Annotated in this window: 11 protein-coding genes; 10 read left to right on the forward strand and 1 reads right to left on the reverse strand. The window is 69.1% G+C overall.

All coding sequences use genetic code 11. From position 1 onward, the window contains the following. Positions 1–211: 211 nt before the first annotated feature. The 10 genes from ngcE (at position 212) to ACIP2X_RS30225 (ending at position 13,878) form a co-directional block, all read left to right on the forward strand. Positions 212–1,657 carry an N-acetylglucosamine/diacetylchitobiose ABC transporter substrate-binding protein gene (gene ngcE / locus ACIP2X_RS30180; RefSeq protein WP_401678818.1) on the forward strand — a complete coding sequence of 482 codons (1,446 nt, stop codon included), beginning with the start codon at positions 212–214 and terminating at the stop codon, positions 1,655–1,657. A 110-nt stretch (positions 1,658–1,767) separates the two neighbouring features. Then, positions 1,768–2,697, forward strand: a complete 930-nt coding sequence (locus ACIP2X_RS30185; RefSeq protein WP_401678821.1) for a carbohydrate ABC transporter permease — start codon at positions 1,768–1,770, stop codon at positions 2,695–2,697. Positions 2,698–2,712: 15 nt separating this feature from the next. Continuing rightward, a complete protein-coding gene (locus ACIP2X_RS30190) occupies positions 2,713–3,636 on the forward strand; it encodes a carbohydrate ABC transporter permease (RefSeq protein ID WP_401678824.1) in 924 nt (307 codons plus the stop codon). A gap of 192 nt (positions 3,637–3,828) precedes the next feature. Further along, positions 3,829–5,040: an ROK family transcriptional regulator gene (locus ACIP2X_RS30195; RefSeq protein WP_401678828.1), complete on the forward strand. Its 1,212-nt coding sequence runs from the start codon at positions 3,829–3,831 to the stop codon at positions 5,038–5,040. A gap of 132 nt (positions 5,041–5,172) precedes the next feature. After that, positions 5,173–6,276 carry a sugar ABC transporter substrate-binding protein gene (locus ACIP2X_RS30200; RefSeq protein ID WP_401679245.1) on the forward strand — a complete coding sequence of 368 codons (1,104 nt, stop codon included), beginning with the start codon at positions 5,173–5,175 and terminating at the stop codon, positions 6,274–6,276. A 180-nt stretch (positions 6,277–6,456) separates the two neighbouring features. Beyond that, complete coding sequence (locus tag ACIP2X_RS30205; RefSeq protein WP_401678831.1) at positions 6,457–7,248, forward strand: ATP-binding cassette domain-containing protein; 792 nt, start codon at positions 6,457–6,459, stop codon at positions 7,246–7,248. Continuing rightward, entirely contained in the window at positions 7,245–8,540 is a 1,296-nt protein-coding gene (locus tag ACIP2X_RS30210; protein WP_401678834.1) for a sugar ABC transporter permease, read from the forward strand. Before ACIP2X_RS30205 ends, ACIP2X_RS30210 begins: the two co-directional genes overlap by 4 nt. Positions 8,541–8,732: 192 nt before the next feature. Continuing rightward, positions 8,733–10,655, forward strand: coding sequence for a 1-deoxy-D-xylulose-5-phosphate synthase (gene dxs / locus ACIP2X_RS30215; protein WP_401678837.1), 1,923 nt, complete (start codon positions 8,733–8,735; stop codon positions 10,653–10,655). A 152-nt stretch (positions 10,656–10,807) separates the two neighbouring features. Continuing rightward, the gene (locus ACIP2X_RS30220; protein ID WP_401678841.1) at positions 10,808–12,331 is read left to right on the forward strand and encodes an amino acid permease; all 1,524 of its coding nucleotides are present in this window, start codon (positions 10,808–10,810) and stop codon (positions 12,329–12,331) included. Between the two features lie 74 nt (positions 12,332–12,405). Next, positions 12,406–13,878, forward strand: coding sequence for an ArnT family glycosyltransferase (locus ACIP2X_RS30225; RefSeq protein WP_401678844.1), 1,473 nt, complete (start codon positions 12,406–12,408; stop codon positions 13,876–13,878). A gap of 57 nt (positions 13,879–13,935) precedes the next feature. On the opposite strand, the gene ACIP2X_RS30230 is transcribed toward ACIP2X_RS30225, so the two are convergent. Then, positions 13,936–14,301, reverse strand: coding sequence for an NTP pyrophosphohydrolase (locus tag ACIP2X_RS30230; RefSeq protein WP_401678847.1), 366 nt, complete (start codon positions 14,299–14,301; stop codon positions 13,936–13,938). Positions 14,302–14,362 lie beyond the last annotated feature (61 nt).

The raw sequence follows: 14,362 nt of genomic DNA on the forward strand, positions 1-14,362 counted from the left end.
CGCCGGGTACTCATATTTCCGCGAGGTCTCAACTCGGAAAAGACCGATGGCGAACCTTGCATTCGATCTTGCTCCGCTGGCGGGAAGTGGACTATACCTGTCGGCGATTCACCTGACGCGCACATCCCGCACGACCTGCTAGACCCGACCGCGGTGCCGGGGAGGATCCGGTTCACCGCCTGAGTCCTGTTCAGAAGGCGAGGACTTGAGCATGGGATCCCCAACAGCAGAGAACTCCGGCGCCGAAGGTGTCGGCCGCCGCGCACTGATCAAACGCTCCGCCGCGCTCGGCCTGGTCTCCGTGCCGACCATGAGCTTCCTGTCCGCCTGCGCGAGTGGCGGCGGGGGTGACGAATCGTCCGGCGACACCCAGGGCAAGACGTCGAAGGACAACCCCTTCGGTGTCAAGGAGGGCAGCAAGCTCGACGTCGTCATCTTCAAGGGCGGATATGGCGACGACTACGCGAAGGCGTGGGAGGCCGCGTTCCAGAAGAAATGGAGCGTCACCTCCACGCACACCGGAACCCAGGAGATCACCGGCAAGCTCCAGCCCCGCTTCAACGCGGGCAACCCGCCGGACATCGTGGACAACTCCGGCGCCCAGAAGATCAAGATCGATGTGCTGTACAAGAACGGCCAGCTGCTCGATCTCGCCGAGGTGCTGGACGCCCCGAGCGTCGACGACCCCGCGAAGAAGGTCCGCGACACCGTCATTCCCGGCACGCTGGACCCGGGTCTGCAGGGCGGCAAGGTCGTGGCCCTCAACTACATCTACACGGTGTGGGGCCTTTGGTACTCCGGAAAGCTCTTCAAGGAGAAGGGCTGGGAGGAGCCGAAGAGCTGGGACGACTTCCTCGCGGTCTGCAAGGACGCCAAGTCGCAGGGCATCGGCGGCCTCGCGCACCAGGGCAAGTACCCGTACTACATCAACGTCGCCATCATGGACCTGATCGCCAAGAAGGGCGGTCTGGACGCCATGAAGGCGATCGACAACCTGGACCCGAAGGCGTTCGTCGGCTCCGACGCGGCACAGGCCGCCGTCGAGGCCGTCTACGACGTCGTCGAAAAGGGCTACCTGATGCCCGGCACCAACGGGCTGACCCACACCGAGTCGCAGACCCGGTGGAACCAGTACAAGGCCGCGTTCATCACCAGCGGTTCCTGGCTGGAGAACGAGCAGCTCAAGCAGACGCCCCCCGACTTCGACATGAAGTTCCTGCCCATGCCGCTGCTGCCGGACAGCGTCATGCCGTTCGAGGCGATCCGCGCCGGCTCCGGTGAGCCGTTCATCATCCCGGCCAAGGCGAACAACCTGCCCGCGGCCAAGGAGTTCATGCGGATGATGCTCTCCAGGGAGTGGTCGACGCTGTTCGCCAAGGAGGCGAACTCGCTGACCATCCTTCAGGACGGCGTCGATCCCAGCGTCCAGCTGCGGCCCGGTACGCAGTCCACGGTCGAGGCGTCCAAGGCCGCCGGCGACAACACCTTCCGTTTCCTGTACACCGAGTGGTACAGCGAGATGGACACCGCGATCCAGAACGCGTCCAACGAGCTCATGGCGCGGCGAATTCAGCCCAAGGAGTGGCTGAAGCGGGCGCAGGCCGCGGTGGACAAGGCGGCGGAGGATCCCGCGTCCAAGAACAACCGTCGGGAATAGTTCTCCGGGGAGTGCCGTAGGGGTGCGGGGACCGCGCGGGGACAGGCCGTCTCCGGCTTGTCGCGCGGTTTCCCGCGCCTCTTTGGATCGGGACAGCAGGGGCAGGTTTCATGCGTAAAGGGCAGTACCGGTTCGTCGCGGGGTTTCTCCTGGTTCCCGTGGTGCTTTATCTGACGTTCGTGATCTGGCCGTACATCCAGACGTTCGGGTACTCCCTGACCGACTGGAAGGGCCAGTCGCAGACCTTCGACTTCGTCGGTCTCGACAACTACAAGGCGTTGTTCCAGGACGACATCTTCATGGGTGCGATCTGGCACAACATCCTGTTCCTGGTCTTCATCCCGGTGATCACCATTCTGCTCGCGCTGTTCTTCGCCTTCATGCTGAACGCGGGCGGGCGCAGCCGGGCCGGCGGGGTCTCGGGCGTGGCCGGATCCAGGTTCTACAAGGTGGTCTACTTCTTCCCGCAGGTGCTCTCGCTGGCGATTCTCGCGGTGCTGTTCGGCGCCGTGTACCGCAGTGACAGCGGCGGCATGCTCAACGGCTTCCTGGTGAAGCTGGGCCTGGTCGACGCGAACAATCCGGTCGAGTGGCTCAACGAACCCGATTTCGTGCTCTGGGCGCTGATCCTCGTCGTGGTCTGGCACGGGGTCGGCTTCTACCTGGTGCTGTTCTCCGCCGCGATGCAGTCCATCCCGCGGGACATCTACGAGGCCGCTCTGATCGACGGTGCCGGGCGGTCCCAGTCGTTCTTCCGCATCACCCTGCCGCTGCTGTGGGACTCCGTGCAGACCGCGTGGGTCTACCTCGGTATCGCGGCCATGGACATGTTCATCCTGGTGTCCACCATGACCTCGGGCGAGTTCGGCGGCGGACCGGACCACGCCAGCGAGGTCATGTCGACGGTGATGATGCGCAACTTCCTCTACTACGGGAAGAGCGGCTACGCCTGCGCCATGGGCGTCGTCATGCTGCTTCTCACCCTGATCCTGTCCGTGGTCATGCTGCGCGCCACCCGCCGCGAGCGCGTCGAGTTCTGAGCGGGAGAGACGACGATGAGCGCACCCATCAAGGAGAACGCCCCCACCCGCGCCGAGGAGCCCGCCTCCCGGCCCCCCGGCCGGGCCGGCGAGCGGCGCGGCGAGGGCGTGACGCTGAACGCGTTCTCGCACGGGTTCCTCGCCCTGTGGGCCCTGATGATCGTCCTGCCGCTGCTGTGGCTGATCCTCAGCTCCTTCAAGACCGACTCGCAGATCGCGGGCTCGGCCTTCGGCTGGCCGCAGAACTGGTCCCTCGACGTGTTCACGCGCGCGTGGGAGAAGGGCATCGGCGACTACTTCCTCAACACGGTCGTCGTGCTCGTCTTCTCGGTGCCGCTGACCATGCTGTTCGGCTCCATGGCGGCGTACGTGCTGGCGCGCTACCGGTTCTGGGGCAACCGGATGCTGTACTACTTCTTCGTCGCCGGCGCGATGTTCCCGGTGTTCCTGGCCCTGGTCCCGCTGTTCTTCATGGTGAAGCGGCTGGACATGCTGAACACGTACCAGGGGCTGATCCTGGTCTACGTCGCCTACTCGATGCCGTTCACGGTGTTCTTCATGCACGCCTTCTTCCGGACCCTGCCCACGGCGGTCTTCGAGGCGGCGATCCTGGACGGGGCCTCGCACACCAGGACGTTCTTCCAGGTCATGCTGCCGATGGCCAAGCCGGGTCTGATCAGCGTCGGGATCTTCAACACGCTCGGGCAGTGGAACCAGTTCATCCTGCCCACGGTGCTCATGCAGCCGCAGAGCGGTGACGATCCGGAGCGCTACGTGTTGACCCAGGGGCTGATCCAGCTCCAGCAGCAGCAGGGCTACGCCTCCGACCTGCCCGTGCTCTTCGCGGGCGTGACCATCGCGATGATCCCGATGCTGGTCGTGTACCTGTCCTTCCAGCGCCAGGTACAGGCGGGCCTGACTTCGGCAACCCTGAAGTAACGGGAGTAGCGCTTCGTAACCGCGCGCACGCACACCGCTTCCCGCCCAGGAAGGGGTGTGCGTGGCGTGTGCCGGGCCCCTCGAAACTGTTCAACCTCTTGACGGGAGGCAACCCGAACGGCTCAGCTTAGAGTTCACTAGTTGGACATAGACGGGGCCTCATCGATGCGGTCCCGCGCGCAGGAGGTCGTCGTGGAGACTCCGGGGTCGCAGTCGTCGCTGCACCGAGCCAACCTCGAGCGGGTGGTCCGCGCCGTACGGCTGGCCGGATCCCTCACCCAGGCGGAGATCGCGAGGACGACCGGACTGAGCGCGGCGACGGTCTCCAACATCGTCCGCGAACTCAAGGACGGCGGCACGGTCGAGGTCACGCCCACGTCGGCGGGTGGCCGCCGGGCCCGCAGCGTCTCGCTCAGCGGCGACGCCGGCATCGTCATCGGCGTCGACTTCGGCCACACCCATCTGCGCGTCGCGGTCGGGAACCTCGCCCACCAGGTGCTGGCCGAGGAGTCCGAGCCGCTGGACGTGGACGCCTCCGCCGCGCAGGGCTTCGACCGGGCCGAAGAGCTGATAAACCGGCTGATCGCGGCGACCGGGGTGGACCGTTCCAAGATCGCCGGGGTGGGCCTCGGCGTGCCCGGCCCGATCGACGTGGAGTCCGGGACGCTGGGCTCGACCTCCATCCTGCCCGGCTGGACCGGCGCACGGCCCGCCGAGGAGCTGCGGGGGCGGCTCGGCGTACCGGTGCACGTGGACAACGACGCCAACCTGGGCGCCCTCGGCGAGCTGGTCTGGGGCGGCGGCAAGGGTGTGCGCGACCTGGCCTACATCAAGGTGGCCAGCGGGGTCGGCTCGGGTCTGGTGATCGACGGGAAGATCTACCGGGGGCCGGGCGGCACCGCCGGTGAGATCGGACACATCACGCTCGACGAATCGGGGCCCGTCTGCCGCTGCGGGAACCGGGGCTGCCTGGAGACCTTCGCCGCCGCCCGCTACGTGCTCCCGCTCCTGCAGTCCAGCCACGGCAGCGACCTGACGATGGAGGGCGTGGTGCGCCTCGCGCGGGACGGGGACCCGGGATGCCGCCGGGTGATCGCCGACGTCGGCCGCCACATCGGCAGTGGGGTGGCCAACCTGTGCAACCTGCTGAATCCCAGCAGGGTGGTCCTGGGCGGCGATCTCGCCGAGGCGGGAGAGCTGGTCCTCGGGCCCATAAGGGAGTCCGTCGGCCGCTACGCGATCCCCAGTGCCGCACGCCAACTGTCGGTGCTTCCAGGGGCACTTGGCGGGCGTGCGGAGGTGCTCGGGGCGCTCGCCCTCGCGCTCAGCGAGATGGGTGATTCGACCCTTTTGGACGGCGGCGTCGGCGGCTCTCTTCCGGCCGTTGCACCTGCCTTCACTTAGAGAACGGATGGCACCGTTGCCAACCCGTTAAGGATTTACTTCTTGACGTCGCACGTGTGGCCGAGTTGACTTCCAGCCACCTCGGCCGCAACGACGCGGCCTCGTCAGGGAGGTTATGAAGTGAACACGCGTATGCGTCGTGCCGCCGTTGCCATTGCCGCGGGTGCGATGGCCGTCTCGCTTGCTGCCTGTGGCAGCGCTGAGGAAGCGGGCGGCGACAAGGACGCCAGCGGCTCCGCCGCCAAGGGCGACAACATCAAGGTCGGCCTGCTCCTGCCGGAGAACAAGACCGCGCGTTACGAGAAGTTCGACCGTCCGCTGATCGAGAAGAAGATCAAGGAGCTGACGGACAACAAGGCGGAGATCCAGTACAACAACGCCCGCCAGGACGCCAACCTCCAGGCCCAGCAGGTCGACACGATGATCACCAACAAGGTGGACGTGCTGATCCTGGACGCCGTGGACGCCAAGGCGATCAAGAACTCCGTGCAGAAGGCCGCCGACGCCGGCATCAAGGTCGTCGCCTACGACCGCCTCGCCGAGGGCCCGATCAGCGCCTACACCTCGTTCGACAACGAGGAGGTCGGCCGGACCCAGGGTGAGGCCCTCCTCGAGGCCCTGGGCGCCAAGGCCAAGGGCAGCCAGATCGTCATGATGAACGGTTCGGTCACCGACCCGAACGCCGCCATGTTCAAGAAGGGCGCGCACTCCGTTCTCGACGGCAAGGTGAAGATCGGCAAGGAGTACGACACCAAGGAGTGGTCGCCGGACAACGCCAACGCCAACATGGAGGCGGCGATCACGGCGCTCGGCAAGGGCAAGATCGCCGGTGTCTACTCCGCCAACGACGGCATGGCCGGTGGCATCATCACCGCCCTGAAGGCCGCGGGCATCGCCGACATCCCGGTCACCGGCCAGGACGCCGAGCTCGCCGCCGTGCAGCGCATCATCATGGACCAGCAGTTCATGAGCGTCTACAAGTCCTACCCGCAGGAGGCCGAGGTCGCCGCCGAGATGGCGGTCGCCCTGGCCAAGGGTGAGGACCTGGGCGCCATCGCCAAGGACAAGGTCTCCAGCGCCAGCGCCAAGGACGTCCCGTCGGTCCTGGTCCCGGTGATCTCCCTGACCAAGGAGAACATCAACGACACCGTGATCAAGGACGGCATCTACACCGCCGACGAGATCTGCGCCGGCAACTACAAGTCCGCCTGCGACAAGCTCGGCATCGGCGGCTGACACGGCCTCGTCCCACGCGTAAGGGAGCTCCGCAGCGGGCTCCCTTACGGGACGGCCGTACCCAAGGCTCCGCCGGCGCCCCTGGTCACACACAGCCCCGCAAGCTCGTCCCGGGGCGCCGGACGGAACATCCCCCCAGTCTTTCTGCACAACCTCCCGCCGGGTCAGGCGGCGAAGGAGATGGTTCACGTGTCCGCTACGCCCGTGCTGGCGTTGCGCGGGGTCTCCAAGCGTTTCGGTGCCGTCCAGGCGCTCACCGACGTAGAGCTTGAGGTCCACGCCGGTGAGGTGGTCGCCCTTGTCGGCGACAACGGCGCCGGAAAGTCCACGCTGGTCAAGACGATCGCCGGCGTGCACCCCATCGATGAGGGTGTCATCGAATGGGACGGCAAGGCCGTTTCGATCAACAGGCCGCACGACGCCCAGGCCCTGGGCATCGCGACCGTCTACCAGGACCTCGCGCTGTGCGACAACATCGACGTCGTCGGCAACCTCTTCCTCGGCCGTGAGCTGAAGAAGTGGGGCGTCCTCGACGAGGTCGAGATGGAGCGGCGCTCGCGCGAGCTGCTGCAGACGCTCTCGATCCGCATTCCCAGCGTGCGCATCCCGATCGCCTCGCTCTCCGGCGGTCAGCGCCAGACGGTGGCCATCGCGCGCTCGATGCTCGGCGAGCCCAAGCTCGTCATCCTCGACGAGCCGACCGCAGCGCTCGGCGTCGAGCAGACCGCCCAGGTCCTCGACCTGGTCGAGCGGCTGCGGGAGCGCGGCCACGCCGTGATCCTCATCAGCCACAACATGGCCGACGTCAAGGCCGTCGCCGACAAGGTGGCGGTGCTGCGCCTCGGCCGCAACAACGGCGTCTTCGAGGTCAAGACGACCTCGCAGGAGGAGATCATCTCCGCCATCACGGGCGCCACCGACAACGCCGTGACCCGCCGTGCGGCGCGCACGACCGGGGAGGTTTCCCAGTGAGCATCGACAAGACCTCCACGTCGGCGGCGGACGAGAGCGCCGTCGAGAACCCCGAGGCGGCCGCCGCCGCGGTGACCGCGGTCGACCCCAGGCTGCTCGTGCGCGAGCAGGGCCTGGCCGGCTACCTCGGCGAGTTCAAGCGCAAGCTGAAGGCGGGTGAGCTGGGCTCCCTCCCGGTCATCGTCGGCCTGATCATCATCTGCGTCGTCTTCCAGAGCCTGAACTCCGCGTTCCTGTCCGCGCAGAACATCAACGACATCACCGTCACGATGGTCGGCACCGGCATGATCTCGGTCGGCATCGTCTTCGTGCTGCTGCTCGGCGAGATCGACCTGTCGGTCGGCTCGGTCAGCGGCGCCTCCAGCGCGATCGCGGCCGTCCTCGCGGTGAACCAGGGCTGGCCCGAGTGGGCGGCCGTGCTGTTCGCCGTCGCCGCGGGTGCCGCCATCGGCGCGCTGCACGGCTTCTTCTTCGCGGTGCTCGGCGCCCCGGCCTTCGCCGTGACGCTGGCCGGTCTGCTCTTCTGGCTCGGCTTCATGCTCCAGACGCTGGGCGAGAACGGCACGATCAACCTCGACAGCGACGGCTTCATCGGCAAGCTGACGACGTACTTCTTCACGGACGTCGCCGCCGCGTACGGCCTGGCGGCGGTGGTGACCGCGGTCTTCCTGGTCACCTCCTTCCTCGGCAACCGGCGCCGTGAGGCCGCGGGCGTCCCGTCCCGGCCGCTCAGCGACACCCTGATGCGCACGGGCCTGCTCGCGGTGGTCTCCTTCGCCGCGGCGTTCATGTACAACCAGTACAAGGGCCTGCCGCTGGCGACCGTGATCTTCCTGGTCTTCCTGGTCGGCACGGACTTCGTCCTGCGCCGCACCTCCTACGGCCGGAAGGTCTTCGCCCTCGGTGGCAGCGTCGAGGCCTCGCGACGTGCCGGCATCAACGTCACCGCGGTCCGGATCTCGGTGTTCGCGATCTCCGGCGGCTTCGCCGCGATCGGTGGTCTCTTCCTGGCCTCGAAGATCGCCTCCGCCAACCAGAGCGCCGGCACCGGCGACCTGCTGATGAACGCGATCGCCGCGGCGGTCATCGGTGGCACCAGCCTCTTCGGTGGCCGTGGCCGCACCTGGAACGCGCTGCTCGGTGTGCTGGTGATCGTCTCCATCCAGTACGGCCTCCAGCTGGAGTCCATCGCCGAGCCGGTGAAGTACATGATCACGGCCGGTGTGCTGCTGACCACGGTGGTCATCGACTCGATCACCCGCAAGACGCAGAAGACGGCGGGCCGCGCCTAGCCACACGCCGCAACGGACAGTGCCCGGCACCGACGAGGTGCCGGGCACCGTCATGTCGTGGCAGCGGCTCTCGCCGGGTGGAGCCGAACGCGTGAGGTATGACCCACCGTCCTGGCGTCGGGCGCCCGGGCGGAACATTAGACTCGACAAGCCCGGCAACAGCTCGAACAGCTCTACTGCAAGGAGGCACGGGTGCCGCTGCTGACCCGCATCACGGGACCGCGCGATCTGGACCGGCTCAGCCTGGAGGAGCTGACCCAGCTGGCCGAGGAGATCCGGACCTTCCTTGTCGAGGCCGTCTCCAAGACCGGCGGCCACCTCGGACCCAACCTCGGCGTGGTCGAGCTGACCCTCGCCCTGCACCGGGTGTTCGACTCGCCGAAGGACAAGGTGCTCTGGGACACCGGCCACCAGGCCTACGTCCACAAGCTGCTGACCGGGCGGCAGGACTTCTCCCGGCTGAAGATGAAGGGCGGCCTGTCCGGCTACCCCTCGCAGGCCGAGTCCGAGCACGACGTGATCGAGAACAGCCACGCCTCCACGGTCCTCGGCTGGGCCGACGGCCTGGCCAAGGCCAACCAGCTGCGCAAGCGCGACGACCACGTGGTCGCCGTGATCGGCGACGGCGCGCTCACCGGCGGCATGGCCTGGGAGGCGCTGAACAACATCGCCGACGCCAAGGACCGCCCCCTGGTCATCGTCGTCAACGACAACGAGCGCTCCTACGCCCCGACCATCGGCGGCCTGGCCAACCACCTCGCGACGCTGCGCACCACGGACGGCTACGAGCGGTTCCTGGCCCGCACCAAGGAGGTCCTGGAGCGCACCCCGGTCGTCGGCCGCCCGCTCTACGACACCCTGCACGGCGCCAAGAAGGGCCTGAAGGACTTCATCGCGCCGCAGGGCATGTTCGAGGACCTGGGCCTGAAGTACGTCGGCCCGATCGACGGCCACGACATCGAGGCCCTGGAGTCCGCCCTGGCCCGCGCGAAGCGCTTCGGCGGCCCGGTGATCGTGCACTGCCTCACCGAGAAGGGCCGCGGCTACCAGCCCGCCCTCCAGGACGAGGCCGACCGCTTCCACGCCGTCGGCAAGATCCACCCCGACACGGGCCTGCCCATCGCCTCCTCGGGCGCCGACTGGACCTCCGTCTTCGGCGACGAGATGGTCAAGCTCGGCCAGGAGCGCGAGGACATCGTCGCCATCACCGCGGCGATGCTCCAGCCGGTCGGCCTCGACCGGTTCGCGAAGGTCTTCCCGGACCGGGTCTACGACGTCGGCATCGCCGAGCAGCACGGCGCCGTCTCCGCGGCCGGCCTCGCCACCGGCGGGGTGCACCCCGTCTTCGCCGTGTACGCCACCTTCCTCAACCGCGCCTTCGACCAGGTCCTCATGGACGTCGCCCTGCACAAGTGCGGTGTGACCTTCGTGCTGGACCGGGCCGGCGTCACCGGCACCGACGGCGCCTCCCACAACGGCATGTGGGACATGTCGATCCTCCAGGTCGTCCCGGGCCTGCGGCTCGCCGCCCCGCGCGACGCCGAGCAGGTGCGCGCCCAGCTGCGCGAGGCCGTCGACGTCGACGACGCGCCGACGGTGGTGCGCTTCTCCAAGGGCGCCGTCGGCCCCGCCGTCCCCGCGGTGGGCAGGGTCGGCGGCATGGACGTGCTGCGCGAGCCCGGCACGACCACCCCGGACGTGCTCCTGGTCTCGGTCGGCGCGCTCGCGCCGATGTGCCTGGAGATCGCCTCGCTCCTCGACAAGCAGGGCATCTCCACCACCGTCGTCGACCCGCGCTGGGTCAAGCCCGTCGACGAGGCCATGGCCCCGCTCGCCGAGCGCCACCGGGTGGTCGTCACCGTCGAGGACAACTCCCGCGTCGGCGGCGTCGGCTCGACGGTCGCCCAGGCGCTGCGGGACGCGGGCGTCGACGTACCGCTGCGCGACTTCGGCATCCCGCCGCGCTTCCTCGACCACGCCTCGCGCGCCGAGGTCATGGCCGAGATCGGGCTGACCGCCCCGGACATCGCCCGGCAGGTCACGGGCCTGGTCTCGCGGCTCGACGGGCGCTACGAGCGGGCGGCCGCCGACGAGATCGAGGCCGCGCGCGACTGACCCACGCGTCCCCGCGACCCCCTGAATGGGCCGGTTCCACCACTGCGAAGAGTGGTGGGACCGGCCTCTTCGCGTGAATTCGGCGGCCTCGGGGCATACGGACTACGCCCCCTCTCGATCATGTCGAGGACGGCAAGCGTGGGAGGTACGCCGTGAGCAGCACCCTCTTCCGGACGAAGAAGGTCGAGCAGTCCATCCTCGACACCGAGGAGCCCGAGCACGCGCTCAAGAAATCCCTGTCCGCCCTGGATCTGACGGTCTTCGGCGTCGGTGTGATCATCGGCACCGGCATCTTCGTCCTCACCGGAGCGGTCGCGAAGAACAACGCCGGACCGGCCGTCGCGCTGTCCTTCGTGGTGGCCGGCGTCGTCTGCGCCCTCGCCGCGCTCTGCTACGCCGAGTTCGCCTCCACCGTCCCGGTGGCCGGCTCCGCGTACACGTTCTCGTACGCCTCCCTGGGCGAGCTGCCCGCCTGGATCATCGGCTGGGACCTCGTCCTGGAGTTCGCCCTCGGCACGGCGGTGGTGGCCGTCGGCTGGTCGGGGTACATCGCCTCGCTGCTGGAGAACGCGGGCTGGCAACTGCCGGAGGCCCTCGGTACCCGGGAGGGCGCCGACGGCTTCGGCTTCGACATCCTCGCCGCCGCCCTGGTGCTCGTGCTCACCGCCATCCTCGTGGTCGGCATGAAGCTCTCCGCGCGGGTCACCTCGGTGGTCGTCGCCATCAAGGTGGCCGTCGTCCTGGTCGTGATCATCGCGGGCGCCTTCTTCATCACCAGCAGCAACTACGACCCGTTCATCCCCGACCCGCAGCCCGTCGCGGCCGGGCACAGCCTGGACGCACCACTCATCCAGGTGATGTTCGGCTGGGCACCGGCCAACTTCGGCGTGCTGGGCATCTTCACCGCAGCCTCCGTCGTCTTCTTCGCCTTCATCGGTTTCGACATCGTGGCCACCGCCGCCGAGGAGACCAAGAATCCGCAGCGCGACATGCCCCGCGGCATCCTCGGCTCGCTCCTCATCTGCACCACCCTGTACGTCGCGGTGTCGATCGTGGTCACCGGCATGCAGCACTACAGCGAACTGTCCGTGGACGCGCCGCTCGCCGACGCCTTCAAGGCCACCGGGCACCCCTGGTTCGCCGGATTCATCAGCTTCGGCGCAGCCGTCGGCCTGACCACCGTCTGCATGATCCTGCTGCTCGGCCAGACCCGTGTCTTCTTCGCGATGAGCCGCGACGGACTGCTGCCGCGCTTCTTCTCCCGGGTCCACCCGCGCTTCAGGACGCCGCACCGGCCGACCATCCTGCTCGGCGTGCTGATCGCGGTCCTCGCGGGCTTCACGCCCCTGCAGGAGCTGGCGGCGCTGGTGAACATCGGCACCCTGTTCGCCTTCGTGATCGTCGCCATCAGCGTGATCATCCTGCGCAGGACCCGCCCCGACCTGCCCCGTTCCTTCCGCACCCCCTGGGTGCCGGTGCTCCCGATCGTGTCCGTCCTGGCCTCGCTGTGGCTGATGCTGAACCTGCCCACCGAGACCTGGATCCGGTTCGCCGTCTGGATGGCGATCGGCATCGTCGTCTACTTCCTGTACGGCCGTTCCCACAGCCGTCTCGGCCGCCACGAGGAGACCACGGCCGAGGAGGTCGAGCACCCCCCGCACGGCGACACGGCGTGAGCGTCCCGCGCGGAGCGTCCGGCCTCGTATGTCCCGGTTAGTCGGGAGATGCGGGGCCGGATAGCGTACGGCCCATGCGCGTCGAGCCCCTCGCCCCACCACGATCCGTAGTCGGACGAGGGGCGGCGCACGGTTACTGGACCGGGCTGCTGCCCCTGCTGGCCGCCCTGGCCTGCCTCACCCGGGTGCCCTCCTTCACCCGCCCGCTGTGGAACCCCGACGAGGGCTATCTCGCCGTACAGGCACGTCTGCTGGCACACGGCGGGGAGCTGTACGAGACGGTCGTGGACCGCAAACCGCCGCTGGTGCCGTGGCTGTACGAGGGGGCCTTCGCCCTCGTCGGCTCGCAGTCGCTCACCCCGGTCCGGATCCTGGCGGTGCTCGCGCAGTTGCTCACCGCCGTCCTGCTCGCCTCGCTCGCACGACGGCGCTGGGGCGATCGCGCGGGCCGCACCGCCGGGGTGCTGTACCTGCTGGTGTCCGTCGGGCTCAACCCGCAGGACGCGCAGGCCGCCGGCTTCGAGGTGTTCATGCTGCCCTGCACCGCCGCCGCCATGTGGTGCGCGGACCGGGGCCGCTGGGCTGCCGCGGGCGCGGCCGTCGCCGCCGCCTTCCTCACCAAGCAGACCGGGGCGGCCGTGCTGCTGCCCGTGATCTGGCTGTGCCTGCGCACGGGCGGGGGAGCGCGGGGCCCACTGGCACGGCTCGTCGCGGGGGCCGTCCTGCCGGTGCTGGGCGCGGCCCTGGCCACCGATCCGGCCGGGTTCCTGTTCTGGACGGTGACCGGGTCGGCGGCGTACGCCTCCTTCACCGGCTCCGAACTGCACGTGCTGACCCGGGGCCTGGCCAACACCGCGCTCTGTGCGCTCGGCTGCGCGGGTCTGCTGCCGCCGGTGGCACGGGCCCTGCGGGTGATCCGCGCCGAGGCCGCGGACCTGTGGCTGTGGCTGGCCGCGTCGGCGGGGGCGGTGCTGGCCGGGCTCCACTTCTTCGGCCACTACTACCTGCAACTCCTGCCGCCGCTCGCCCTGCTGGCCACCGCCGCCCTGCGGGTGCTGCCCCGCGACCGCCTGGTGACCGCCGTCGTCACCTCGGCGCTGTGCTGCGGTCTCTTCCTCGCCTGGGGCCTGTTCGCGCCCCGGGCCGAACTCGCCCACGTCCAGCGTCTGGCGGAGGCCACGGCACGCCGCACCGAGCCCGGCGACCGCGTCCTCGTCTGGGGCATGCACCCCGAGACGTACTGGCTGGCCGACCGCGCCCCCGCCAGCCGCTTCCTGACGGCCGGTCTCCTCACCAACTACAGCGGCGGCCGCAACGGCCCCCAGGTCGGCGAGAAGTACGGCGTCGAGGGCGCCTGGCCTGCCTTCCGCGCCGAACTCGCCGCCCGTGCCCCCGCCCTCGTCGTGGACGACTCCCGGGGCAAGCCCTACGCCCCGCAGCGGGTGCCGACCCTGCGCAAGGTGCTGGTGGCGGACTACGAGGAGGTCGGGGAGGTGGACGGAGCGGTGCTGTACGCGCGGGTTTCGAGGGGTGCGGGGACGCCGTGAGCCACCGGTGCGCGGGAGGCCGTATGGGGGGAGCGTCGGAGAGCGCGGGAGCCCGCCCTAGCGGTTCACCGACCGCGGCCCCGCCACCCGCGCGCCGAGTTCCGTGACCCGGCGGCGGAGTTCACGGTCGGCCGTGACCACCAGGCACGGACGGTCGCCGGCCTCGCCGACCAGCTCGACCATGCGGTCGTCGCCGCTGCCGGGTGCCGCGTCCACGCGCACGCCCGGCACGGACTCCACCCCGCGGGCCGCGCCCTCCACCACCAGGACGATCTCCACCGGTTCGGTGTGCCCCGGCAGTCCGTCCGCCGCCAGCCGGTCGCGCAGGCGCTCGGCCGCGCCGCGCCGGTCACGCCACCAGCCGTCGGGCACCGAACCGACCACGTTCGCCGCGTCGACGATCACCAGGAGCGGGGCAGTCATGTCTGCCAGGGTCCCACGAGCCGTCGAGGGGAACCCGAGGGGCGCCCGATTAAGGTAGGAG

Origin of the sequence: Streptomyces sp. NPDC089424 (genome assembly GCF_044749345.1) — a bacterium.
Classification (GTDB): Bacteria; Actinomycetota; Actinomycetes; order Streptomycetales; family Streptomycetaceae; genus Streptomyces.